Source organism: Dankookia sp. GCM10030260 (assembly GCF_042666655.1).
Classification (GTDB): Bacteria; Pseudomonadota; Alphaproteobacteria; order Acetobacterales; family Acetobacteraceae; genus Paracraurococcus.
Map to the genome: position 1 here is coordinate 276029 of NZ_JBHTDE010000003.1, position 24001 is coordinate 300029.

At 72.7% G+C, this 24001-nt stretch carries 25 protein-coding genes; 8 read left to right on the forward strand and 17 right to left on the reverse strand.

Annotated features, from left to right (window positions below; genetic code table 11):
• Positions 1–61 precede the first annotated feature (61 nt).
• The gene (locus tag ACFQS7_RS12810; RefSeq protein ID WP_380067465.1) at positions 62–814 is read left to right on the forward strand and encodes a DUF4410 domain-containing protein; all 753 of its coding nucleotides are present in this window, start codon (positions 62–64) and stop codon (positions 812–814) included.
• Positions 815–908: 94 nt separating this feature from the next.
• Positions 909–1832, forward strand: coding sequence for a manganese catalase family protein (locus tag ACFQS7_RS12815; RefSeq protein ID WP_380067466.1), 924 nt, complete (start codon positions 909–911; stop codon positions 1830–1832).
• A 130-nt stretch (positions 1833–1962) separates the two neighbouring features.
• Here the strand turns inward: ACFQS7_RS12815 and ACFQS7_RS12820 are convergent, their stop codons facing one another.
• From ACFQS7_RS12820 to ACFQS7_RS12840, 5 genes are all read right to left on the reverse strand, one after another.
• Entirely contained in the window at positions 1963–2787 is an 825-nt protein-coding gene (locus ACFQS7_RS12820; protein WP_380067467.1) for an ABC transporter permease, read from the reverse strand.
• Complete coding sequence (locus tag ACFQS7_RS12825) at positions 2787–3725, reverse strand: ABC transporter permease (protein ID WP_380067468.1); 939 nt, start codon at positions 3723–3725, stop codon at positions 2787–2789. The genes ACFQS7_RS12820 and ACFQS7_RS12825 overlap by 1 nt, the downstream gene beginning before the upstream one ends.
• A 147-nt stretch (positions 3726–3872) precedes the next feature.
• Positions 3873–4397, reverse strand: a complete 525-nt coding sequence (gene lspA / locus ACFQS7_RS12830) for a signal peptidase II (RefSeq protein WP_380067469.1) — start codon at positions 4395–4397, stop codon at positions 3873–3875.
• Positions 4394–7207, reverse strand: a complete 2814-nt coding sequence (gene ileS / locus ACFQS7_RS12835; RefSeq protein WP_380067470.1) for an isoleucine--tRNA ligase — start codon at positions 7205–7207, stop codon at positions 4394–4396. The genes lspA and ileS overlap by 4 nt, the downstream gene beginning before the upstream one ends.
• A 193-nt stretch (positions 7208–7400) precedes the next feature.
• The gene (locus ACFQS7_RS12840; RefSeq protein WP_380067471.1) at positions 7401–8018 is read right to left on the reverse strand and encodes a hypothetical protein; all 618 of its coding nucleotides are present in this window, start codon (positions 8016–8018) and stop codon (positions 7401–7403) included.
• A gap of 733 nt (positions 8019–8751) precedes the next feature.
• Here ACFQS7_RS12840 and rph point away from each other — a divergent pair.
• From rph to ACFQS7_RS12860, 4 genes are all read left to right on the forward strand, one after another.
• A complete protein-coding gene (gene rph, locus ACFQS7_RS12845) occupies positions 8752–9474 on the forward strand; it encodes a ribonuclease PH (protein ID WP_380067472.1) in 723 nt (240 codons plus the stop codon).
• Positions 9474–10091: a non-canonical purine NTP pyrophosphatase gene (locus tag ACFQS7_RS12850; RefSeq protein ID WP_380067473.1), complete on the forward strand. Its 618-nt coding sequence runs from the start codon at positions 9474–9476 to the stop codon at positions 10089–10091. The genes rph and ACFQS7_RS12850 overlap by 1 nt, the downstream gene beginning before the upstream one ends.
• Positions 10092–10166: 75 nt before the next feature.
• The gene (locus tag ACFQS7_RS12855) at positions 10167–11297 is read left to right on the forward strand and encodes an endonuclease/exonuclease/phosphatase family protein (RefSeq protein ID WP_380067474.1); all 1131 of its coding nucleotides are present in this window, start codon (positions 10167–10169) and stop codon (positions 11295–11297) included.
• Between the two features lies 1 nt (position 11298).
• Complete coding sequence (locus ACFQS7_RS12860; protein WP_380067475.1) at positions 11299–12009, forward strand: hypothetical protein; 711 nt, start codon at positions 11299–11301, stop codon at positions 12007–12009.
• Between the two features lie 23 nt (positions 12010–12032).
• Here ACFQS7_RS12860 and ACFQS7_RS12865 read toward each other — a convergent pair whose 3' ends face one another.
• Positions 12033–12407, reverse strand: coding sequence for a hypothetical protein (locus ACFQS7_RS12865; RefSeq protein ID WP_380067476.1), 375 nt, complete (start codon positions 12405–12407; stop codon positions 12033–12035).
• A gap of 89 nt (positions 12408–12496) precedes the next feature.
• Between ACFQS7_RS12865 and murJ the strand changes: the two genes are divergently transcribed.
• Both murJ and trpS read left to right on the forward strand, forming a co-directional pair.
• Positions 12497–14101, forward strand: a complete 1605-nt coding sequence (gene murJ, locus ACFQS7_RS12870; RefSeq protein ID WP_380067477.1) for a murein biosynthesis integral membrane protein MurJ — start codon at positions 12497–12499, stop codon at positions 14099–14101.
• A gap of 60 nt (positions 14102–14161) precedes the next feature.
• Positions 14162–15163: a tryptophan--tRNA ligase gene (gene trpS / locus ACFQS7_RS12875; protein WP_380068016.1), complete on the forward strand. Its 1002-nt coding sequence runs from the start codon at positions 14162–14164 to the stop codon at positions 15161–15163.
• Positions 15164–15311: 148 nt separating this feature from the next.
• Here the strand turns inward: trpS and ACFQS7_RS12880 are convergent, their stop codons facing one another.
• The 11 genes from ACFQS7_RS12880 to ACFQS7_RS12930 all read right to left on the reverse strand — a co-directional run bounded on the left by ACFQS7_RS12880 (position 15312) and on the right by ACFQS7_RS12930 (position 24000).
• Positions 15312–16295, reverse strand: a complete 984-nt coding sequence (locus ACFQS7_RS12880; protein ID WP_380067478.1) for a DUF808 domain-containing protein — start codon at positions 16293–16295, stop codon at positions 15312–15314.
• Positions 16296–16385: 90 nt separating this feature from the next.
• On the reverse strand, positions 16386–17117 hold the full coding sequence (locus ACFQS7_RS12885; RefSeq protein ID WP_380067479.1) for a M48 family metallopeptidase: 732 nt from the start codon (positions 17115–17117) through the stop codon (positions 16386–16388).
• A 172-nt stretch (positions 17118–17289) separates the two neighbouring features.
• Positions 17290–17631: a cupin domain-containing protein gene (locus ACFQS7_RS12890; RefSeq protein ID WP_380067480.1), complete on the reverse strand. Its 342-nt coding sequence runs from the start codon at positions 17629–17631 to the stop codon at positions 17290–17292.
• Positions 17628–18566, reverse strand: a complete 939-nt coding sequence (locus tag ACFQS7_RS12895) for a dihydrodipicolinate synthase family protein (RefSeq protein WP_380067481.1) — start codon at positions 18564–18566, stop codon at positions 17628–17630. Before ACFQS7_RS12895 ends, ACFQS7_RS12890 begins: the two co-directional genes overlap by 4 nt.
• Positions 18563–19066 carry a YcgN family cysteine cluster protein gene (locus ACFQS7_RS12900; protein WP_380067482.1) on the reverse strand — a complete coding sequence of 168 codons (504 nt, stop codon included), beginning with the start codon at positions 19064–19066 and terminating at the stop codon, positions 18563–18565. Before ACFQS7_RS12900 ends, ACFQS7_RS12895 begins: the two co-directional genes overlap by 4 nt.
• Positions 19067–19212: 146 nt before the next feature.
• Positions 19213–19914 carry a lipid-binding SYLF domain-containing protein gene (locus tag ACFQS7_RS12905; RefSeq protein WP_380067483.1) on the reverse strand — a complete coding sequence of 234 codons (702 nt, stop codon included), beginning with the start codon at positions 19912–19914 and terminating at the stop codon, positions 19213–19215.
• A complete protein-coding gene (locus tag ACFQS7_RS12910) occupies positions 19914–20729 on the reverse strand; it encodes a lipid-binding SYLF domain-containing protein (protein WP_380067484.1) in 816 nt (271 codons plus the stop codon). Before ACFQS7_RS12910 ends, ACFQS7_RS12905 begins: the two co-directional genes overlap by 1 nt.
• A gap of 152 nt (positions 20730–20881) precedes the next feature.
• Entirely contained in the window at positions 20882–21520 is a 639-nt protein-coding gene (locus ACFQS7_RS12915; RefSeq protein ID WP_380067485.1) for a histidine phosphatase family protein, read from the reverse strand.
• 171 nt (positions 21521–21691) lie between these two features.
• Complete coding sequence (locus ACFQS7_RS12920) at positions 21692–22540, reverse strand: peptidase (protein WP_380067486.1); 849 nt, start codon at positions 22538–22540, stop codon at positions 21692–21694.
• Between the two features lie 63 nt (positions 22541–22603).
• Positions 22604–23527 carry an allantoinase PuuE gene (locus ACFQS7_RS12925; protein WP_380067487.1) on the reverse strand — a complete coding sequence of 308 codons (924 nt, stop codon included), beginning with the start codon at positions 23525–23527 and terminating at the stop codon, positions 22604–22606.
• Entirely contained in the window at positions 23527–24000 is a 474-nt protein-coding gene (locus tag ACFQS7_RS12930) for an ureidoglycolate lyase (RefSeq protein WP_380067488.1), read from the reverse strand. The genes ACFQS7_RS12925 and ACFQS7_RS12930 overlap by 1 nt, the downstream gene beginning before the upstream one ends.
• Position 24001 lies beyond the last annotated feature (1 nt).

Below are 24001 nucleotides of genomic sequence, written 5' to 3' on the forward strand. Positions count from 1 at the left end.
CGGCAGGCTGAACCGATACGGTTTCCGCCAGGTCGCGCGACGCGGCCGGAGGAGGCTTCGGATGGCTCCCATCCCGGCATTCGGCCGTCGTCCCGCGCTGCGCGCCGCGGCGCTGCTGGCCCTGCCCATGGCCGGCTGCGGCAAGGCGACGGTCGTCGAGGAGCAGGCCTATGCCGGCCCGCGCCTGCCGTCGCCGAGCCGCATCCTGGTGCGCGACTTCGCCGTCTCCCCGGCCGACGTGCAGCTCGACCAGGGCATCCGCGGCCGGGTGGAGCAGGCCCTCTCCGCCGCCAGCCCGGACGACCAGCGGCTGGCCGCCGCCCGCACCGCCGCCTCGGCCCTGGCGGAGGCGCTGGTCCAGGCGCTGCGCGCCTCCCCCGACCTGCCGGTGGAGCGCACCCCGCCCGACGCCGCGCCGATGTCCGGGCGCAGCCTGCTGGTGACGGGCAGCCTGCTGGCGGTGGAGGAGGGCAACCGCACCCAGCGGACGATGATCGGCTTCGGCCGCGGCCAGGCGCGGATGGAGGCCGAGGCCGTGCTCCATTGGCTGGAGCCCGGGGCGGCGCCGCGCCGGCTCGCGGCCTTCGACGGCACCACCGACAGCGGCAGCGCGCCGGGGATGGCGGCCTCGCTCGGCGTCGGCGCGGCGGCGCGGCGGCTGGCGACCTCGGCCGCGGTCGGCGGCGGGGCGCATGGCGCGATCGAGGGCAGCCGGGCCGACGACGTGGACGAGGCACGGCGGATCGGCACCGCGCTTGGGCAGAAGGTGAGGCAGTTCTGCGTGGCGCAAGGCTGGGTCGCGGCGCGCGGCTGAACGGAGCGGTTGAATGCCGCTGCCCGGTCCGTCGGGTAGGCAACTCCGCGGCGCTCCGGCCCGTTGGGATATCAACCCCGACGGAGATATCCCCATGTTCCTGCGCGTCAACAAGCTGCAGACCGAACTGCCTGCGCCCAAGCGCCGCGATCCCAATGCCGCAGCGGCGTTGCAGGAATTGCTCGGCGGCAAGTACGGCGAGATGTCCACGCTCGGCAACTACATGTTCCAGAGCTTCAACTTCCGCAGCAAGTCCAAGCTGCAATCCTTCTACAGCCTGGTCGCCTGCATCACCGCCGAGGAGCTCGGCCATGTCGAGCTGGTGAGCAACGGCGTCGCCATGCTGAACAACGGCCCGGACGTGCCCGACGCCGATGCCGCGGACGGCGGCGACATCTCCGCTGCGCAGATGGAGATGATGAAGGACGTCCGCAACGCCGCGGGGTTCTACTCGCATGCCGGCGGCGCCGTGCCGGCCGACAGCAACGGCCTGTCCTGGAACAAGGACTTCATCACCACCACCGGCAACGTGGTGTTCGACCTGCTGCACAATTTCCACCTGGAATGCGGCGCCCGGCTGCACAAGCTGCGGGTCTACGAGACGCTGTCCGACCCGACCGGCCGCGAGGTCTGCGGCTACCTGCTGGTGCGCGGTTCGGTCCATGCGCATGCCTATGCGCTGGCGCTGAAGCACCTGACCGGCGTCGAGATCGAGAAGATGCTGCCGACCCCGAACATCCCGCTCGGCAACATCCCGGAATGCCAGAAGTACCTGGACGAGGGCTCGCACCGCCGGCTCTATACCTTCAGCCCGAGCGACTACAAGGATATCGCCGGCATCTGGGGCGGTGGCGAGATGGCGCTGCCGGGCGACCCGCCGGGCGAGCTGCAGGTGGTGAACGGCATGCCGGAAGGCGGCAAGATCCACGAGCTGGTCGGCCAGCCGAATGTCTTCACCCCGGACTATGCGCCGGAGGAGATGTTCGAGATCGCCGCCAAGCTGACCAAGAAGATGTAGTGAGATTGGGGAGGGAAAGGTGTTCCCTCCCTGCCTTCTTGCAGGCCTGGCACCCGCCGCACGGCGAATGCCAGACTCCCGGAAATAGAGGAGGGTCCAGGGAGGATACCTCCTCCCTGGCCTTGCCTTCCTACCCAGCCCTCCGCCGCACCCCATCCGCCACCAGCGTGCACCCCGCGACCGCGAGCAGGATGGCGAGCCCCGGCCAGACCGCGGTGAGCGGCGCCGAGAACACCATCTCCTGCGCATTCGACAGCATGTTGCCCCAGGACGGCGCCGGCGGCTGGATGCCGAGCCCGAGGAAGGACAGCGTGCTCTCCGCCAGGATCGCGCCGGCGACCGACAGCGCGGTGGCGACCGCGATCGGTGCGGCGATGTTCGGCAGCACGTGCCGCGCCAGCACGCGGGCTTCGCCGGCGCCGGCGACGCGGGCGGCCGCGACATAGTCGAGCGAGAGTTGCCCCAGCGCCGCGGCGCGCGCCAGCCGCGCCACCGCGACCCAGCCGAAGATCACCAGGATCGCCGCGATGCGGACGATGTCGGACAGCGCCTCGCCGCGCGGCAGGCCGAGCCTGCCGGTATCGACCGCCGCCAGCACCACCAGCAGCGGCAGCGCGGGCAGCGCCAGCAGGCCGTCGGCCAGCCGCATCAGCACCGCTTCCGTCCAGCCGCCGGCCCAGGCCGCGAGCAGCCCTATCGCGGTGCCGAGCCCGGTCGCCCCCAGCGCCACCGCGAAGGCGACGGCGAGCGAGACGCGGGCGCCGTAGAGCAACCGCAGCAGGATGTCCCGGCCGAGGTCGTCGGTGCCCAGCGGGTGTTCCAGCGACGGCGCGCCGAAGCGGTTGAACAGGTCCGGCGTGAAGGGGTCGTGCCCCAGCCATGCCTGCGCCCAGGGCGCCGCGACGGCGCCGAGCAGCAGCGTGCCCAGCACGGCAAGGCCGAGCCAGAGCCGCATCAGCGCGTGAGCCTCGGGTCGATCAGCCGCTGCGCGATGTCGGCGGCGAGCGTCGCCAGCATGGTGACCAGCGCCGCCAGCAGCAGCGCCAGCAGCGCCAGGTTGTAGTCGTTCCCCATGATGGCGTCGTAGATCAGCTTGCCCATGCCGGGGCGGGCGAAGATCGTCTCCGTCACCAGGGCGCCGGAGACCAGCCCGCCGGCATCCAGCGCCAGGACCGTGACCACCGGGATCGCCGCGTTGGGGAAGGCGTGGCGCCAGAGGATGGCGCGCTCCGACAGCCCCTTCATCCGCGCGGTGCGGATGTGGTCGGTGCCGAGCTCGGCCTGCAGCGCCGCCATGGCATGCCGCGCATAGGCGGCGAGGTTGACGATCGCCAGGGTCGCCACCGGCAGCACCAGGAAGCGCGCCGCCTCGACCGGCCCGGGCGAGTCGGCCGCGCCGCCGGCCGGCAGCCAGCCGAGCGTGACCGCGAACAGGATCACCAGCAGGATGCCGAGCCAGAAGGTCGGCGTCGATTGCGCCAGGATGGCGACGCCATCGACCAGCGGCGCCGCCCCGCGCCGCGCCGCGCCCCAGGCGCCGAGCAGCACGCCGAGGCCCGCCGCCAGCAGCAGCGACCAGCCGAGCAGGACGAGCGTGGAGCCCAGCGCCGGCCAGAGCACCTGCGCCGCCGGCACGGCAAACAGGCGGGAATGGCCGAATTCGCCGCGCAGCACGGCGCCGGCCCAGGCCAAATAGCGGGCGTGCAGCGGCTGGTCGAGCCCGTGCAGCGCCCGCAGCCGCGCCGCATCGGCGGCGGTGAGCTGCGGGTCCGCCATCAGCGCGAGGTCGACCGGGTCGCCCGGCATCGACCCCATGGCGAGCCAGGTCGCGGCCGAGACCAGGACGAGGGTGACCGCGATCTGCACCAGGCGGCCGAGGATGAGGCGGAGCATCCCGGCGAGGCTACAGCGGATTGCGTCCGGAAGTGAACGCGGCACCGCTGCGGCGTCCCGCTTTCAGGGCGGGGTCAGGCGTCCGGGCACGCGCGCCCTCCCGCGATCCGCCCGCGCCGAATGGCGCGCGGGCGGGATCGGGCGGCGTCAGCCTTGCGCCGGCTTGCGCAGCACCGCATCCGCCAGCAGCACGACGACGCCGCAGACGATGCCGGCATCGGCGATGTTGAAGACGTACCAGTCCCAGCCCCAGGCATGCGCGCGGAGGAAGTCCACCACCGCGCCGAAGCGCAGGCGGTCGATGACGTTGCCGACGGCGCCGCCGATGACCGCGCCGAGCGCGGCCGCGACCAGCCGGGTTTCCGCCCTCGCCAGCCAGCGCAGCAGGAAGCCGGCGATGGCGGCGGCGACCACGGCGAGGATGATGTGGTTCAGCGGCCCCTGGCCCGAGAGCAGGCCGAAGGTGACGCCGTAATTCCACACCATGGTCAGGTCGAGCCCGAAGGGCCCGGCGCTGAAGACCGGGACGTTGCGCAAGCCCGGCAGGTCCAGCCCGTAGAGGATCCACCACTTGCTCGCCTGGTCGGCGACGAGCAGCAGCAGCGCGACGGCGAGGCCGAGGCCGAGCCCGGCGCGGGCCGGCAGCGTGCCGGCGGCCGTGGCGGCGCTCACTGGCCTTCGACCACCGCTTCGCAGCGGCGGCAGAGGGTGGGGTGCTTCGCCGACAGGCCGACCTCCTCCAGCACGCGCCAGCAGCGGTCGCATTTGCGGCCGGGGGCGGCCTCGGCGACGACGGTGACGTCCTCGGCCGTCTCCAGCGTGACGCCGCTGGTGATGCAGACCTCCGCCCAGCCCTCGGCATCCAGCAGCCCGGCATCGGCCGCCGGCAGCGCCAGGCGCGGCGCCGCCTGCAGCGAGGCGCCGATCAGCCCGTCCCGCCGGGCGCCTTCCAGCACGCCGGTGACCGTGCCGCGGATGGCCCGCACCCGCTGCCACTTCTCCGCCAGCGCCGCATCCCGCCAGCCTTCCGGGATGAAGGGGAAGTCGGTCAGGTGGATGCTGCCCGCCTCGTCCGGGAAGCGCGCCAGCCAGGCTTCCTCCGCGGTGAAGACCAGCACCGGGGCGAGCCAGGCGCAGAGGCAGCGGTGCAGCACGTCCAGCACCGTGCGCACGCTGCGGCGGCGGTGGCTGTCGCGGGCGTCGCAGTAGAGCGCGTCCTTGCGGATGTCGAAGTAGAAGGCCGAGAGGTCGGTGGCGCAGAAATTGTGGATCTCCGGCACCACGCCGGCCCAGTCGTAGTCCTCGGCCGCCTTCCGGATGCGCGCATCCAGCTCGCCGAGCCGGTGCAGCACCCAGCGTTCCAGCTCCGGCAGCGCGGCGTAGGGGACCGTCTCGCCTTCCTCGAAGCCCGCGAGGTTGCCCAGCAGCCAGCGCAGCGAGTTGCGGATGCGGCGGTACAGCTCGGCCTGCTGCTTGAGGATCTCCTTGCCGATCCGCAGGTCCTCGGCGGTGTCGGAATTCATCACCCAGAGCCGCAGGATGTCGGCGCCGTACTGCGTCATCACCTCCTGCGGGGCGATGACGTTGCCGAGCGACTTCGACATCTTGCGGCCCTGCTCGTCGAGCACGAAGCCATGCGTCAGGATCGCCTTGAAGGGGGCGATGCCGTTGGTGCCGACCGATTCCAGCAGGGAGGAATGGAACCAGCCGCGATGCTGGTCGGAGCCCTCGAGGTAGAGGTCGGCCGGGAAGGGCAGGCCGTGGTCGGGCAGCACGAAGGCATGGGTCGAGCCCGACTCGAACCAGACATCGACGATGTCCATCACCTGCTCATAGGCCGCCGGGTCGCGGCCCTCGCCCAGGAAGCGGGCCGCGGCGCCCGGCTGGTACCAGGCGTCCGCCCCTTCGACCCGGAAGGCCTCGACGATGCGGTCCATCACCGCGGGGTCGCGCAGCGGCTGGCCGGTGGCCTTGTCGACGAAGACGGCGATCGGCACGCCCCAGGCGCGCTGCCGGCTGATGCACCAGTCCGGCCGCGTCGCCACCATGCCGCCGATGCGGTTGCGGCCCATGTCGGGGACGAAATGCGTCGCGTCGATCGCCGCCAGCGCCTTGGCGCGGATCCGGTTGGCGTCGTCCATGGCGATGAACCATTGCGGCGTGGCGCGGAAGATCACCGGCTTCTTCGACCGCCAGCTATGCGGGTAGCTGTGGGTCAGCTTCGCCTTCGCCACCAGCGTGCCGGCCTTCTCGGAGGCGGCATAGATGGCGTCATGCGCCTTGAAGACGTGCAGCCCCTCGAAGCCTGGCGCCCAGCGGGTGAAGGTGCCGTCGTCGGCCACCGTCTCCGGCACCGGCAGGCCGTGCGCCTTCCCGAGGTTGAAGTCGTCCTCGCCATGGCTCGGCGCGATATGGACGAATCCGGTGCCGGCCTCGGTCGTCACGAAGTCGCCCGGCAGCAGGGGGACGTCGAAGTCGTAGCCGGCGCCGCGCAGCGGATGCGCGGCGATGGCCCCGGCAAGCTCCGCGCCCTTCAGCACCCGCCTGATGCTGTGCGCGCCGAGCTTCGCGTCCTTCTCGAATTGCGGCAGCAGCGGCAGGGCGACCAGCAGCGTCTCCCCCACCACCAGGTGGCTGCCCTCGGCCAGGCCCTCGACATGCACCAGCGCGTAGTCGATCTCGGGCCCATAGGCGACGGCGCGGTTGGCCGGGATGGTCCAGGGCGTCGTCGTCCAGATCACCACGGAGGCGCCGACCAGGTCGGCCGCCGCCGCCGTCTGCACGCGGAACCGCGCCCACAGGGTCGGCGAGACATGGTCGTGGTACTCGATCTCGGCCTCGGCCAGCGCGGTCTTCTCGACCGGGCTCCACATCACCGGCCGCAGGCCGCGGTAGAGCGAGCCGTTCATCAGGAACTTGCCGATCTCCCGCACGATCGCCGCCTCGCTCGGCAGGTCCATCGTCGCGTAGCGCCGCTCCCAGTCGCCCAGCACGCCGAGCCGCTTGAACTCGTCGCGCTGCACGCCCAGCCAATGCGTCGCATAGGCGCGGCACTCCGCCCGGAATTCCAGCACCGGGACGTCGTCCTTCTTGCGGCCGCCCTGGTACTTGCCCTTGGGGTCGCGGTACTCCTCCTCGATCTTCCATTCGATCGGCAGGCCGTGGCAGTCCCAGCCCGGCACGTAGTCGGCATCCTTGCCCGCCATCTGCGCCGCGCGGTTGATCACGTCCTTCAGAATCTTGTTCAGCGCGTGGCCGATATGCAGCGGCCCGTTCGCGTAAGGGGGGCCGTCGTGCAGCACGAAGGTCTCCCGCCCCTTCGACTGCGCCCGCAGCCGGTCGCGCAGGCCGAGCCGTTCCCAGCGGGCCAGCCAGTCCGGCTCGCGCTTCGGCAGGTCGCCGCGCATCGGGAAGGGGGTGTCGGGCAGGAAGACGGTGCCGCGGTAGTCGCGGGGGGCGGTCTCGGCGGGGCTATCGGTCATGGTCTGGTTCCTGGCCACGCTGCGGCGCGGCGGCGGAGCGATGGAAGCGCGCGGTCGGGTGCCCGGCCCTCAGGCGAGGACCGGGCCCATAATCGAGCCGGCCAGGCGGCCGAGGCCGCGGCGATGCGTCCAGCGCTGCATGGCGCGGTTATGCGGAGCCGACCGGGGCCGGGTCAAGCGCCCCGGTTGCGGCTCAGCGCAGCAGCGCCGCGCGGCAGTCGCGCGGCGCCGGGGCGCCGTCCGCCGCCTCGGCCAGCAGGGCGCAGAGCAGCCCGGCGCGGAGCGGCCATTGCTCGGCCGCCGGCGGTGGCGCGCCGGCCAGGATGCGCGGCGCATCGCCCAGCGCCGCCGCCGCCGCCACCCCGGGCCAGGCTGCCGCCGCCAGGGCGACCGCCCCGGCCGGGCCGAGCCCGAGGACGACCAGCAGCCCCGCCCCGGTTTCCACCCGCAGCCGGTCCAGCGCCGCGCGCAGCGCCGCGGGATAGGCAGGCAGGGACAAGGCCGGATGGGGCCGCAGCGCCGGCAGCATGGCCCAGGCGGCGAGGGGGTCGAGCTCGACCACCACCGCCTCGGCCGCCAGCAGCGCCTCGACCAGGCGGCGGCGCGGCGCCGCCGGCCCGGCCGGGTCGGGCAGCAGGACCACGGCGGCATCGCCCGGCTGCCAGCCGAGCGGCAGGGCCAGCAGCACCGGGAAGGGCGCATCGGCCCCGGGCGGCTGCAGCCAGAGCGGCTCGTGCCAGACCGGGTCCGTGGCCCGGGCCGGGACGGCGAGGAGGCAGGCCAGCAAAGGGAGCCAGCGGGGGATCGGCATACGGGCCTCCGGTAGCCGTTCCGGTTGCGGCTGTACGGAAGAAGCCCTGGGGTGGGGTATTGTTGCGCGGGTCGGGCGGGGTGAGGGGCGGGATGTGCCGAGGCGCACACCGCGCCGGCCTCGGCCGCCGAGGATGGGTCGTCGCGCCTGGCGTCCCGTCTTCCGCGTTCGACCGCCGCCGGGCGCGGCCGACCGTTCCAGGCTGCATCCGCGGCGGACGATGGCGCGCCAAGGCCCGGCGGCGTCGCGCGACCGGCCGCCGCGCAGCGCAACAGGGCCGGGACAGGCGGGGCGGGCGGTTTCGCTGGACTTGGCGCGATGTGCGTGATAGGAAATATATCCTCGTTCTTTGACTTTTGAATCCGTCCCCGTCCGGCCTCCGCCAAAGCGGGGCGAGGCCACCGCGCGGCCGAAACCGCCCTGGGGCCCCGCACCAGGATCGCCCCCGGGCTTTGTCCGAAAAGGCCTTCCGCGGGCCGCCCTCAAGTCGATTATTCGCTGAAATCCTCAAGCGCCATCGGGCCGAACCCCTTGCCCGGGCTGGTTTTCCCGCCCTGCGCGCCACCGGGCGCCTGAGCCGGATCGAGCCGCCTTGAGCCGGCTCCAACCCGCCCCGGCACCTGGCCCGCAATTCCCAGCCCAAGGGTTCCCAAGGCCTTGCGGCCCTTGGCGGGAAGCCGGGGAAGGGCAGCGCCCTTCCCCGGCTTCCCGCCCCCATGGTAACCCCCGCGGCATGAACCGCCCCTCCGGCCGCGCGCCCGATGCCCTGCGCCATGTCGTCCTCGAACCCCATGTCGCCCGCCATGCGGAGGGCTCCTGCCGCATCCGCGTCGGCGTGACGGAGGTGCTCTGCACCGCCTCGATCGAGACCCGCGTGCCGCCCTTCCTGCGCGGCACCGGCCAGGGCTGGGTCACCGCCGAATACGGCATGCTGCCGCGCGCCACCCATACCCGCGGCGACCGCGAAGCCGCGCGCGGCAAGCAGTCCGGCCGGACCCAGGAGATCCAGCGGCTGATCGGCCGCAGCCTCCGCGCCGTCACCGACCTGAAGGCGATGGGGGAGATGTCGATCACCCTCGACTGCGACGTGCTGACCGCCGATGGCGGCACCCGCTGCGCCAGCATCACCGGCGCCTGGGTGGCGCTGCACCTGGCCTTCCGCCACTGCCTGACGATGAACGTCATCGCCACCATGCCGCTGAAGGACCAGGTGGCCGCCGTCTCCTGCGGCATCTGGCAGGGCGTCCCGGTGCTCGACCTGGATTACGAGGAAGACAGCAAGGCGCAGACGGATGCCAATTTCGTCCTGACCGGCCGCGGCGGCATGGTCGAGATCCAGGGCACGGCAGAGGGCGAGCCCTTCTCCGAGCCGCAGCTGCTCGACCTGCTGAAGCTCGCCCGGCACGGCACCGACGCGCTGTTCCGTGAGCAGCGCGCCGCGGTGGGCATCGCCTGATGCCGCACCGGAGGCTCGCCCCCGGCCGGCTGGTGCTGGCCAGCCACAATGCCGGCAAGCTGCGGGAGGTCGCGGCGCTGGTCGCGCCGCATGGCATGCAGGTGGTCTCGGTCGGCGAGCTCGGCCTGCCGGAGCCCGCCGAGACCGAGAACAGCTTCCTCGGCAACGCCACGATCAAGGCGCTGGCCGCGGCGCGCGCCGCCGGCCTGCCGGCGCTGGCCGACGACAGCGGGTTTTCCGTGGCATCGCTCGGCGGCGATCCCGGCGTGCGCACCGCCGACTGGGCCGAGCTGCCGGGCGGCGGCCGCGACTATGCCATGGCGATGGCCAAGGTCGCGGCGCTCGCCGAACCCCATGCCGACCGCCACGCCTGGTTCACCTGCGCCCTGGTCCTCGCCTGGCCCGACGGCCACACCGAAGGCTTCGAGGGCAAGGCGCACGGCACCTGGGTCCACCCGCCGCGCGGCGACCGGGGCTTCGGCTACGACCCGATGTTCGTCCCCGATGGCCGGGCCGAGACCTTCGGCGAGATGGACCCGGCGGAGAAGCACCGCATCAGCCACCGCGCCCGGGCCTTCGCTCTGCTGGCCGCGGCCTGCCTGCCCGCCATCGGCTGACACGCAACGATCATTCCCTGTCCGCCGTCGATGGGTCCAGGCTGCCGCCGGACCCAGGCAGCAGGGAGGATCGCCATGCGGCTCGCCTCGTTCAACGTGGAGAACCTGTTCTCCCGCGCCCGCGCGCTGAACCAGGAGACCTGGGCGGAGGGCCGGCCGGTGCTCGACGCCTTCGCCCGCTTCGGCGCGCTGATCGCCAAGCCGGTCTACAGCGCGGCCGACCGGGCGACGCTGGTGGCGCTGCTCGGCGAACTCGGCCTGGCCAGGTCGGACGACGCCGCCTTCGTCCGGCTGCGCCGCAACCGCGGCGAATTCCTGGTGCGCCGGCGCAGCGGCCCGGTCGAGATCGTCGCGGCCGGGCGCGCCGCCTGGAACGGCTGGCTGGAGCTGGAGCGCGAGCCGGTCGACGATACCGCCATGCGGCTGACCGCCCGGGTGATCCGCGACCTCGATGCCGACGTCATCGGCATCGTCGAGGCGGAGAGCCGCCCGGCGCTGAAGGCCTTCTCCGAGACCATCCTGCCGCGGGAGCAGGCGGCGCCCTACCGGCATGTCATGCTGATCGACGGCAACGATTCGCGCGGCATCGACTGCGCGCTGATGACCCGGGCGGCGCACCCGATCCTGACGATGCGGTCGCATGTCGACCTGGCTGATGCCGCCGGGCCGGTCTTCAGCCGGGACTGCCCGGTCTTCCAGCTGGAGGCGCCGGGCGGCGGCCTGGTCGTCCTGGTCAATCACTTCAAGAGCAAGGGCTTCGGCACCCCGGCCGCGAGCGATGCCCGGCGCCGCCGGCAAGCCGAGGCGGTGGCCGGGATCTACCGCCGCCTGCGGGCGGAGGGGGCCGAGCGCATCGCGGTGCTGGGCGACCTCAACGACACGCCGCCGGGCGCGGCGGCGGACCCGCTGCACCCGCTGCTGGCGGGGACCGACCTGCGCGACATCTCGACCCTGCCGGGGCACGACGACCAGGGCCGGCCCGGCACCTACGGCGGCAGCACCGCGGCCAACAAGATCGACTACATCCTGCTGTCGCCGGCGCTGCGGCAGCGGGCCGGCGCCTCCGGCATCTTCCGCATGGGCCAGTGGCCGGGGGTGCGGCCGAGGAAGTGGGAGGTCTATCCCGAGATCGACCCGGCGCAGGGCGGCGCGGCCGCGCATGCCGCCTCGGACCATGCGGCGCTCTGGGTCGAGCTTGACCTCTAGGATGCGCCAGGCCGGCCGCCGCCTGTTGCTGCCGCTGCCGGCGCTGCTGCTGCCGCGGACCGCCCTGGCCGAGGGACGGGTGTTCCGCCCGGCGCCGGGCGGCCTGCGGGGGCCGGAGGCCGCCGCGGGCGCGCTGGTCTGGGCGCATGCCCACTACGCCGAGGGCGCCCCGCCCGACCCGCCGCCCTGCCTCGACCGGCTCACCGGCTGGGATCGCTGGCGGCTGGACCGGGAGGGGGCGCGCGACCCGCTGGAGGCCGGCGCCGCGGCACTCATCGCCGGCTGCGCCCGGCTGCGCGCCGCGGGCTACGGCCAGGTGGCGGTGGTGGGGGAAAGCCGTGGCGCCTTCGTCGCGCTGCTGGCGCTGCGCCAGCCCGGGCTGGCGGAGGCGATGCTGCTGCTCGCCCCCGCAGCGCATGGCACCCGGCCGGAGCGGCGGGCGGAGGCGCTGGCCGCCTTCGAGGCCGCCTGCGCCGCGGCGGCACCCGGCGCGGTGCGGCGCGGCGGCCTGGTGCTCTTCGCCGGGGACCCCTACGACCCCGACCCGGCGGCGCGGGCCACGGCCTTCACCGCCGGCATGGCCCGGGCCGGCGCCGGGTGCCTGGTGATCGACCGCCCGCCCGAGCCGACCGGCCATGGCGCGGCGCGCGACGCTGCCTTCGATGCGCGGTTCGGCGCGCGGCTGGCGGCTTTCCTCGGCGGGCCGGGCTGAGGCGGCGGGCCGGGTCGGCCGGCTCAGCCCCGCGCCGCGAGCAGCGCCCGGCCGCGCGGGGTAGCGGAGACCTGCAGCCCCTCCGGCCCGCCCGGGCCGAGGGCGACGAAGCCGCCATCGACCGCATCCTCCCAGACCGTGAGGCGGGGGCATGAGGTGCGCCAGGCCTCCATCACCTCGCGGTAGGGGCGGGGCTCGGCGGCGACCCAGGCGACCAGGTCGCGGACCAGGGGAGCGATGATCGGGGCAGGCAGGTCGGACACCGGGTTCTCCCTCCTCATGGCGCCGCTGCCGGCCGCCCGCCGCGGTCGGCGGGCCGGTCCGGCGGCGGCGCCGGGCACCGGGTGGAAGCTGGCCACACCTGCCAGGGTCCGGTCCAGCCCGGTGGTTCGGTCCACCCTGGCGCCGCAGCACGACAAGCTGGTGGCATGTCCCGGCGCCGGCCCCCATGGCGCAGCGCCGCCGTTCCGGGTTAGACCCCGGCCCCATGCTCAAAGGCGTCCTCACCGTCGGCGGCTGGACCATGGCCAGCCGTGTCCTCGGCTTCGCGCGCGACATGCTGATCGCCTCGCGGCTCGGCGCCGGGCCGATGGCCGATGCCTTCTTCGTCGCGCTCAAGCTGCCCAACCTGTTCCGCCGCCTGTTCGGCGAGGGCGCCTTCAACGCCGCCTTCGTCCCTGCCTTCGCCGGCACGCTGGCCGTCCAGGGCCCGGCGGTGGCGCGGCAGCTGGCCGAGCGGATGGCGGCGCTGATGACGCTGTGGCTGTCGCTGCTGGTGATCCTCGGCATCATCGCCATGCCGCAGCTGATGTCGGTGCTGGCGCCGGGCTTCACGGGCGACCCCGCCAAGTTCCAGATGGCGATCGAGCTGACGCGGATCACCTTCCCCTACCTGCTGCTGATCTGCCTGACCGCGCTGGTCTCCGGCGTGCTGAACGGGCTCGACCGGTTCGCCGCCGCCGCGGCCGCGCCGATCTTCTTCAACCTGCTGTCCATGGCGGCGCTGCTGGTGCTGACGCCCTATGTGGCGACGCCGGCGCATGCGCTGGCCTGGGGCGTCACCGTCTCGGGCGCGGTGCAACTGGGCCTGGTCTTGTGGGCCTGCGCCCGGGCGGGGATGCCGCTGCAATTCCTCAAGCCGCCAAGCCTGGCGCCGGAGGTGCGGCAGGTGCTGCGGCGGATGGGCCCGGGGATCATCGGCGCCGGCGTCACCCAGCTCAACCTGGCGGTCGACGTCATCATCGCCTCCTTCCTGCCGGCAGGCGCGGTGTCCTATTTGTACTATGCCGACCGGGTCGGGCAGCTGCCGCTCGGCGTCATCGGCGCCGCGGTCGGCACCGCGATGCTGCCGCTGCTGTCGCGCCAGGTGCGCTCGGGCGAGACGCTGTCGGCCCACCGCACCATGAACCGGGCGATGGAGCTGTCCCTGCTGCTGTGCCTGCCGGCGGCGGCGGGGCAGGCGGCGGCGGCCTGGCCGATCGTCTCCGTGCTGTTCCAGCGCGGCGCCTTCGGGGCGGAGGCGGCGGCGCTGACCGCCGCGGCGCTCTCCGCCTATGCGCTGGGGCTGCCGGCCTATGTGCTGGTGAAGATCTACGCGCCGGGCTTCTTCGCCCGCGGCGACACCGCGACCCCGGTGAAGGTCGGCTTCGCCGCGGTGGGGCTGAACATCGCGCTCAACCTGCTGCTGATCCCGTGGCTCAGCCATGTCGGCGTGGCGCTGGCCACCGCGCTGTCCGCCTGGTTCAACGCCGGTATGCTGGGCTGGCTGCTGAACCGGCGGGGGCAGATGATCCTGGATCGGCGGCTGAGGCGGCGCATCCCCCGGCTGCTGCTGGCGGCGGCGCTGATGGCGGGCGCGATCCTGGCGCTGCGGATGGTGCTGTTCCCGATGGAGGGGCCGCCGCGCTTCGTCGTGCTGGGCGTTCTGTTCTCATTGGAGGGACCGCTGCGCTTCCTGGCGCTCGCGGCCTTGGTCGCGGCGGGTGGCGCGGTCTATTTCGGCGTCGCCCAGGCGCTGGGGGCGATCGACGTGCGGGAGGTCAGGGGGATGCTCCGCCGGCGGCGCAAGACCGCCCCCGCCACCACCGCTTGACCTGACCGCGCCGAGGGGCAATCACCGCAGCCCTTCACACCGCAGATGGTCTCCACCCCCATGCAGCGCGTCTTCTCGGGCATCCAGCCCTCCGGCATCCCGACCCTCGGCAACTACCTCGGCGCCATCCGCAACTGGGTGCCGCTGCAGGACACGCACGACGCGATCTATTGCGTGGTGGACCTGCACGCCATCACCGCCTGGCAGGACCCCCGGGAACTGCAGACCCAGACGCGGGAGATGGCGGCGGCGCTGATCGCCTGCGGGCTCGACCCCAAGCGCTGCATCCTGTTCGTGCAGAGCCACGTCCACGCGCATGCGCGGCTGGCCTGGATCTTCAATTGCGTGGCGCGGCTCGGCTGGCTGAACCGGATGACGCAGTTCAAGGACAAGGCCGGCAAGGACAGGGAGGCAGCGTCGAGCGGCCTCTATGTCTATCCGAACCTGATGGCGGCCGACATCCTGGCCTACAAGGCGACGCTGGTGCCGGTCGGCGACGACCAGAAGCAGCACCTGGAACTGGCCAACGACATCGCCGAGAAGTTCAACCACGACTACGGCGTGCCGGACTTCTTCCCGCATATCCAGCCGCTGATCCAGGGCGTCGCGGCGCGGGTGATGTCGCTGCGCGACGGGACGAAGAAGATGTCGAAGTCGGATGCCTCCGACCAGTCGCGCATCAACCTGACCGACGACCGCGACGCGATCGCCCTCAAGATCCGCCGGGCGAAGACCGACCCGGAGCCCTTGCCGGAGCACATGGCGGGGCTCGAGGGCCGGCCGGAGGCGCGCAACCTGGTCGGCATCCTGGCCGCCGTCGGCGGCACCCTGCCGGAGAACGTGCTGCGCGAGCATGGCGGCAAGGGGTTCGGCGCGTTCAAGGAAGTGCTGGTGGAGGCGCTGGTCGACCACCTCTCGCCGATCCAGGCGGAGATGCAGCGGCTGCTGTCCGACCACGCCGCACTGGACGCGGCGCTGCGGCTGGGTGCGCAGCGGGCGGCGGCGATCGCCGAGCCGATCGTCACCGAGGCGGAGCGGGTGGTCGGCTTCCTGCCGCGCTGAGGCAAAGGCCGGGGGAGAAGGTATCCTCCCCCGGACCCCCTCATCTATTTCCGTGAGTCGAGACCTGCCGCGCGGCGAATGCCAAGCCCACAAAAAGGAAGGGTGGGGTTTGGGGAGGGAATACTTTTCCCTCCTCAACCTTTTCCTTTCAGGCGTGCTGCGCCGCGCCCTTCGCCGGCCGCAGCCGGCGCGCCAGCGGCGCGACCAGGTACTCCACCACCGGGATCAGCGCCCCGCCGACCACCAGCCCCACCACCGCCGAGGCCAGCGCGCCGACCAGCCAGGCCACCGCCCCGCCGACCGCCGGGACCACCTGGCCGGCCACGGCGGCTGCCTCGTGCAGCAGATGGCCGGGCGCGGTGATGCCGTATTCCTCCAGCCCATGCAGCAGGATGCCGCCGCCGACCCAGAGCATGGCGGCGGTGCCGACCAGGCCCAGCAGCTTCAGCAGCCAAGGCATGCCCAGCACCAGGCCGCGGCCGAGCGCCCGGACCGGCGCCGGCCCGCCGCCGGCGGCCAGCGCCACCCCGGCGTCGTCGGCCTTCACCAGCAGGGCCACCGCGCCATAGACTGCGATGGTGATGCCGATCCCGACCACCGCCAGCACCGCCGCCTGGGTCCAGAAGGAGGCCTCCGGCACGGTCGAGAGGGTCAGCGCCATGATCTCGGCCGAGAGGATGAAGTCGGTCTTGATCGCCGAGGCGATCCGCGCCTCCTCGAAGGCGGCGGGGTCCTGCGCGGCGCCGGTCTTCGCCTCATGCGCCTGGGCGGCATGCGGCCAGATCGCCTCGTAGATCTTCTCGGCGCCCTCGTAGCAGAGGAAGGCGCCGCCCAGCATCAGCAGCGGGGTGATGGCCCAGGGGGCGAACAGGCTCAGCGCCAGGGCCACCGGCAGCAGGAAGACCAGCTTGTTCTTCAGGGAGCCCTTGGCGATGCTCCAGACGATGGGCAATTCGCGGCTGGCGGCGAAGCCGACGACGTAGCGCGGGGTGACCGCGGCATCGTCGATCACGACGCCTGCCGCCTTCATGCCGGCCCGGCCGGCCTGGGCCGCGACGTCGTCGAGCGAGGCGGCGGCGACCTTGGCCAGGGCGGCCACGTCGTCCAGCAAGGCGATCAGGCCGGTGCTCAAGGCGGAATCCTTCGGTTGCGGCGGCAGGCGGTTCCAACCGGCGAGGCGTCGTTGCGTTCCGGCAGCCCCGAGCACATGTCGGAAGCGGGCCTAGCCCACCCGGAGCAGCGCCGGGCCGTTCGCCCGCAGCCAGTCCACCGCGGCATCGCGGTGCGGCGTCAGCCGCCGCACCTGCGCCCAGAATTTCGGGCTGTGGTTCAGTTCCTTCAGGTGGGCGACCTCGTGCGCCACCACGTAGTCCAGCACCCAATCCGGCGCCATCACCAGCCGCCAGGAGAAGGCGAGCGTCCCGTCCGGCGCGCAGGACCCCCAGCGGCTGCGGGTGTCCTTCAGCCGGATCGTCCCCGGCGTGACGCCGAGCAAGGCGGCATGGCCGGTGGCCAGCACCCGGATGCGCCGCTGCGCCTCGGCCTTCAGGAAGGCGGCGATCTGGCGCGGCAGGGCGGCTTCCGGCCCGCCGGCGACGATGGCGCCGGCGGCCAGCAGCACGCCGGGCGCGGCCGCGGGGTCGTGCCGGATGACATGCGGCAGGCCGCCCAGCGGCACTTCCGACCCTGGGGCCAGGGCGATGTGCGGGGCGAGGGCCGCCAGCTTCTCCCGCACCCAGGCGGCGTGGGTGGTCAGCAGCGCCATGCCGGCGCGGCGGTTGGCCCGGGGCGGCAGGGTCACCACCACGGCGCCGGCGCGGGCGTCGATCCGCAGGCTGACCCGCGTGGCGCGGGTGGACCGGCGCCAGCGCACCGGGCAGGCCATGGTCTCCGCCGCCATGCCCCCGGGCATCCGGCCAGGGAGGGCAACTGTCTCCGCTTCGGTGTCGTCCATGGCCCCACCATGCGGCGGCGGAGGGGTCGGGTTCAACCGGTTGACACGACTCGTTGCGGAACGGCCGGGTGACGGCGGCGGCAACGGCGGCCGGGAAAGCCCGGCCGCGCGCCACTTGCCCAGGAATTATGCATTTGCGTGAAATTCCTGGTCGAGCCCCGCAACCCAGGCGTCAGCCCGGCAGGGCCTTGAGCTCCGTCTCGACGAAGGACAGCGGCGCGGTCCCGGCATTGACCACGTTGTGCTCCACCCCGGCGTCGCGGGTGTAGGCGAGGCCGGCGGTCAGCGTCGCCGTCGCCGTTTCCCCGCCCGGCAGTTCCAGCAGCAGGGTCCCGTCCGTCACCGGGACCACCACGTAGAGCCAGCCATGCCGGTGCCAGCCGGTCTCCGCGCCGGGGTTGAAGTCCCAGCGGGTGACACGGACATGCTCGTTGTCCAGCTGGACGGTGCCGGTCGCCGGTTCACGGCAGCGCAGCGGGCCGCCTTCGACCGGCACGCCTGAGGTCGTGCTCATTCGGCCGCCTTCGCCGCGGCGAAGCCCGGCAGCGGCAGGGCGCCGGCGGCGCCCCAGGCGGCCCAGATCGCCTCGCCCTGCGCCGCGGTCAGCTTCAGGTGCGGCGGGCGGATGGTGCGCCAGCCGTCGTCGCCGGTGCTGCGGGCAATGATCTCTCGCAGGCCGGGGATCAGCGGGACGGAGACGGCGGCCTTGCGGGTCGCGGTCAGCATGGCCTGGGCCGCGTCGGCCTCGGGCCCCGTGCGCTTCGCATAGACGATGCCGCCCCAATGGCTGTTGCCGTTGGAGGCCGCGGTGATGCAGCCGGCGCCGCCCTCGGCCAGGATCTTCTGCAGGAATTCGTCGGAGCCCGAATAGACCTCGAACCCGTCCTTGGCGAAGTTGTCGACCATCGCCTTCATGTTGGCATAGTCGCCGCCGCTGTCCTTGGCGCCCTTGACCACGCCCGGATAGGCGGAAAGCAGTCGGCCGATCAGGTCGATGCTGAAGGGCAGCGCCGATTGCTGCGGGAAATTGTACAGATAGAGGGCGATGCCGCCGCCGACCCGCTGGATGACCTCGGAGAAATAGGCGAACAGGCCGTCGTCGCTGACGCCCTTGTAGTAGAAGGGCGGCAGCAGCAGCACGCCGCGGCAGTCCTGCGCCTTGGCGTGCAGGGTGAGTTCGACCGTGTCCGTCAGGCTGGCGCAGCCGGTGCCGGGCATCATGGTGCCGGCCGGCACGCCATGAGCGATCAGCCCTTCGAGGATCGCCTTCCGCTCATGCAGGCCGAAGCTGTTGGCCTCCCCAGTCGTGCCCAGCACGCCGAGGCCGTTGCAGCCATTGGCCAGCAGCCACTTGGCATGGCCGGCCATGCGCGCCGGGTCGGGCGTCAGGTCGGCCTTCATGGCGGTGAGCACGGCGGCGTTCACGCCGCCGAACAGGGCGTTCTTCATGGGTCCTCGTTTCCCTCGGGCTTGTCGGTGGGGGGCTTGGCGCGCCTGCCGCGGGGCGGCTGCCCGGGCCAGCGGACGATGTGGTCCTCGAAGGCGCCGGCATCGCGTTCGCGCACCGCCTTGCCGCGGACCGAGACGCCGGCCTGGTGCACCGTCTCCGGATCGCCGGAGACCAACGGGTGCCACCATTCCAGATCCTTGCCCTCGGCCACCAGGCGGTAGCCGCAGGTCGGCGGCAGCCAGTCGATCTGCTTCAGGCGCTTCGGCGTCAGCTTGACGCAGTCCGGCACCCATTTGCGGCGGTTGTCGTAGTCGGCGCAGCGGCTGGTCTCGATCGTCAGCAGCCGGCAGGCGACATTGGTGAAGGCCAGCTCGTTGGTGTCCTCGTCCCGCAATTTGTGCAGGCAGCAGCGGCCGCAGCCGTCGCACAGGGATTCCCACTCGGCGCGGCTCATCGCGTCGAGCGTCTTGGTCTTCCAGAAAGGGTCGGTGGGGGACACGGCGGCACCCTAGCCGCGATGGCCGATCGGCGGAACTCCCGCCGCCGGGGCATGATGCGTTCGGCGTCGCCCACGCGGCACGCCCCGGCTTCCGTCGGGTCGTCCGATGCGGGCATTCCGGCGATGCCGCCCCAGGCCATCCCGCGTCAGGGCGGGGAGCCGTAGCGCATCAAGGCCGCCCGCAGCGGGTCCGCCCCCGGGTTGTGCGCCTGCATCGCCACCACCACCTGCCGCGGCGAGGCCTCCTGCCCGTAATAGGCGCGGTTCCAGTCGCTGCGGTTGGTCAGCAGCGAGCCTTCCAGCGCCAGCCCGGCAAACAGCCCGCGCGCCCGGGCGAAGGTGACGATGTCGGCGCCGCCCGCCGCGGTGGTCGAGCCTTCGAGGCCCGCCCCCATGCCGGCGACGGCGACCGAGGCATCGGCGCCGAGCTTGAACTGGCTGTCCATCAGCGCGGTGAGCCCGGCATCCGACATGACCAGCATCAGCACCTGCATGTCCTGCACGCCGAATTGCAGGCCGAGGCTGCCGGAGGCGAGCCCGTAGAAGGCCGGCGAGGACCAGGACCCGGCGGCGTCGCGCGCCACCAGGGCGCAGCCGCCGCCCTCCCCGCCCAGGATGAAGCCGGCGCGGAAGATGCGCGGGCAGACCAGCACGGCGCGGGCGCGGCGCAGCATCCCCTGCATGTCGGCGATCGCCGCGGCGTCGCCGGTGGTGAACATCTCCTGCACCGCCAGGGTGCTGCTATCGACCAGCGTCTGCGCATCCCCGCGGTCGTCGGCCCAGGCCGGCGGGCTTGCCGCCAGCAGCAGGGCCAGGGACAGGACCCAACCGGCGAGGAGCGCCCGCATCAGCGCAGCGGCGGCAGGGTGGACTGCTGCACCGGCCCGCTGCCGAGCGTGTTGCCCTGGGTGAAGCCGGCCGGGTTGTCCCTGGCCGCAGCCGGCGCGGCGGCAGCCCCGCCGCCGCCGGCGCTGCCGAAGCGCATCATCACCGCGCGCAGCGGGTCGGCGCCCGGGTTGTGCGCCCGCATCGCCACCACGATCTCCCGCGGGCCGACTTCCTGCTGGTAGTAGTTGCGGTTCCACTCGCTCCGGGCCGAGAGCAGCGAGCCTTCGAGCGTCAGCCCGGCGAACAGCCCGCGCGCCCGGGCGAAGGCGACGATGTCGCCGCCGACCGCGGTGGTGGTGGCGCCCGAGAGCGAGCCGCCCAGCGTGGCGACCGCCAGCGAGGCATCGGCGCCCAGCTTGAGCTGGCTGTCGAGCATCGCGTTCAGCGCGCGGTCGTTCATGATCAGCATCAGGATCTGCAGGTCCTGGATGCCGGCCTGCAGGCCGAAGCTGCCCGAGCCCAGCGTGTAGAAGGCCGGCGAGGACCAGGACCCCGCGGCATCGCGGCCGACCAGGACGCAGCCGCCGCCCTCGCCGCCGAAGAAGAAGCCGGCGCGGAAGATGCGCGGGCAGATCACCGCGGCGCGGGCCCGGCGCAGCACGCTCTGGGCGTTCATCTTGTCGTTGCCCTCGCCCAGGATTTCCTGGACCGAGAGGGTGGCGCGGTCGACCAGGGCCTGCTCCTCGCCCAGCCCGGGCTTGCCGCCGCAGCCGGCCAAGGTCGCCAACGCCAGCCCCAGCGCCGCCAGCCGACCCGCGATAGGTCGCCGCGTCATGAGATGCCGCATGAAGCCCCCCTGCCAAACCCTGGAATTGGTGTAAGATTACGCGGTTACGACAGGGCTGTCCAAGGGCGGAATGCCGATGCGGCCGGCATTCGTTCCGCTTTTCCGCGCCAGCCGCGGGGCTGCCGATCAATCCCGCGGCATCACTCCCAGTCGGGTGGGGACCAGGGTTCCTCGTTCACCGACGAGATCCGCCAGTCGGGACCGATCTTCTCCAGCCGGGTCAGGCCGAGGTTGCGGATGGAGAAGGCCAGCGCCTGATGGCCGCTCAGCCCCAGCGCATGGGCCAGCGCGGCGCGGATCGACCCGCCATGCGCGACGATGACCACGTCCTGGCCGGCATGCGTCCCGGCGATCCGTTCCAGCACCGCGCCGACCCGGGCCTGCACCTGGGCGAAGCTTTCGCCGCCGGGCGGCTGCTCCTCGGCGGCATGCGGCCAGAAGGGGTGGGGCGGGTGGCGCAGGCGCTCGACCAGCGCCTCATGCGCGATGCCCTGCCACTCGCCGAGGAATTGCTCGGCCAGGTCGGGCTCGATGGCCAAGGGCTGGTCGGGGTAGCCGGCAGCGAAGATGGCGGCGGCGGTGGCGCGGGTGCGCGCCAGGTTGGTGCAGATCCAGGCGGCCGGCCGCGGCAGGCGAAAGGCCAGCCAGCGGTACAGCGCCGCTTCCTCCTGCAAGGCGAGGCCGCAGAGCGCGACATCCATGCTGCCGTAGAAGGTGGCGCGGGCCGAAGGCTCGACGAGCGCGTGGCGGATCAGGAAGAGGCGGGTGGGGTCGGTCACGCGGGCGGTGTAGCAGGGCGGCGCGCCGGGGCCAAAGAGCGGCTGTCCGTCTAACGGGCAGGGCAAGGCCAGGGAGGAAGTATCCTCCGGTTGGACCCGGTGCGTCCAACCGGAGGGAATGCGTTTCCCTCCCCAACCTTGCCTGCCTGAGCGATCCTCCCGCGCGGGCCCTCAGGCCGGCACCAGCCGGGTGATCCGGTTCGGCGTCTGCTCCGCCAGGTAGATCACCCCGCTGCCCGCATCCCGCCACATGCCATGCGCGCCGTTCAGCACCGGGCGGCAGCGGCCGAGCAGCTTGCCGTCGCCGCCGAACCAGGACAGCCGCGGCACCTGGTCGGTGACGTAGAAGCTGCCCTCCGGCCCGCCATGCACGTCCATCGGCTTGTGCAGGTCGAGGATGTCGCGCTGATGCGCGCCCTCCGCGCTGAAGACCTGGACGCGGTTGTTCTCCCGGTCCGCCACCAGCACGCGGCTGTCGGGCAGCACCCAGACCGAATGCGGCGTGGAGAATTCACCGCCGCGCCGGCCCGGGCCGCCGAAGGCGCCGAGGTAGTCGCCGCGCGCGCCGAACCGGTGCACCAGCGAATTGCCGTAGCCGTCGGCGACATAGGTCGTGCCGTCCGGGGCGAAGGCGACGTCGCAGGGGGCGTTGAACGGCGCCCCCGGCACATGCCGCTGGCCGAGCGCGCCGATCCGCCGCCCGTCCGAGGCGAAGATCGTCACCTCATGCGCGTCGCGGTCGACCACGAAGACCCGGCCATCGGGGTGCACCGTGGCCATGTGCCCGTCCGCCACGGATTCGCCCCAGGCGGCCAGGCGCTCGCCCTCTGCCGAGAGCACGACGATGCCGGGGGAGGGCGGGTCGACCGAGGGGTCCGTGCGGAACTGCACATAGACGCGGCCCGCGGCATCGCAGGCGACGTCGCTGATACGCCCCGGCCCATCGGGCAGGTGGCCCCAGGGCCGTTCGACGCTGTAGCGATGTGGCCCGAGGGCGACCTGAAGGGTTTCTCGCGGCATGGTGCAGCCTTCGCCTAACAATGCAACGATGCGGCCTGCGGGTGGCCAGGGCAAGCCGTGCCGCTACTCGTTCAGCCCCTTGCCCGGATAGGGGTGCGTCTTCACCCAGTGCTGCGCGATGTCGACGCGGCGGGTGATCCAGACATCCTTCCGCTGCATCATGTGGTCGAGCAGCCGCTGCAGGCCGACCGCGCGGGCCGGATGGCCGATGAGCCGCATATGCAGCCCGACCGACATCATCTTCGGCTGGGTGGCGCCTTCGGCATACAGCATGTCGAAGGCGTCGCGGATGAAGCTGAACCACTGGTCGCTGGTGCCCATCCAGCCGGCGTATTTCCCGTCGTTGTTCACCAGCGAATAGGGCACGACGAGCTGCGGCTTGCGGTCCACCGTCAGCCAGAAGGGCAGCTCGTCGCCGTAGTAGTCGCTGTCGTACAGGAACCCGCCGTGCTCCATGACCAGGCGGCGGGTGTTCTCGCTGGGTCCGTAGCGGCAGTACCAGCCTTCCGGCTTGCGGCCGATCGTCCGCTCGATGCTGGCGACGGCGCGGGCGATGTGCTCGCGCTCCTCGGCCTCGGACAGCTCGAAATGCTTCACCCAGCGCCAGCCGTGCGAGCAGATGTCGTAGCCGGCGGCGCGGATGGCGGCGACGGCTTCCGGGTTGGCCTCCAGCGCCAGCGCGCAGCCGAAGATCGTCAGCGGCAGGCCGCGTTCCTGGAACAGCCGGTGCAGCCGCCAGAAGCCGACGCGGGAGCCGTATTCGAACATCCCCTCGGCCGCCAGGTCGCGGCCGGACTTGAGCTGGTTCAGCCCGTGCGATTCGGTCAGGCCCGTCTCGGTGACGCCGTCACCCAGGGCGTAGGAGGGCTCCGACCCCTCCTCGTAATTGATGACGAAATTGACCGCGAGACGGGCGCCGTTCGGCCAGCGCGGGTCGGGCGGGCTGGCGCCGTAGCCGCGGAAGTCGCGCTGCACCTCGTAGGGCATCAGGGAATCTCCACGCTGAATTCGGGGACCTCGACGAATTCCTCGTCCCCCCGGGTGCCGTCGCGCCACATGAAGATGACGAAGCGCGCCTCCCGGTCGAGCACGGTGAAGGGGTGGTGCCAGACATTGGCGCCGTAGGTCACGCCCTGGTCGGGCCGGCAGAGGAAGGCCCGGGCCCGCGCCATGTCGGGGCCGCCATCCTTGGCATGCGGTGCCACGATCGCCAGCCAGCGGCCGGCCTCCTGCGGGACGAAGGACTGGGAGGAGAATTCGTGCCGCTCCATCGTGGTGGAGCGCAGCGGCAGCGCGGTGAGCGGCGCCTTGACCGTGAGCGAGATGCTGCCGCGCGCCCTGGGCCGCAGGTTGGACAGCGCATCCTCGAAATAGGTGCGGCCGGGCATCGCCGGGCATTCGATGACCTCGCCATAGGGCAGGAAGGCGGCGGAGGTCAGCGGTTCGGCTTTCAGGAACATG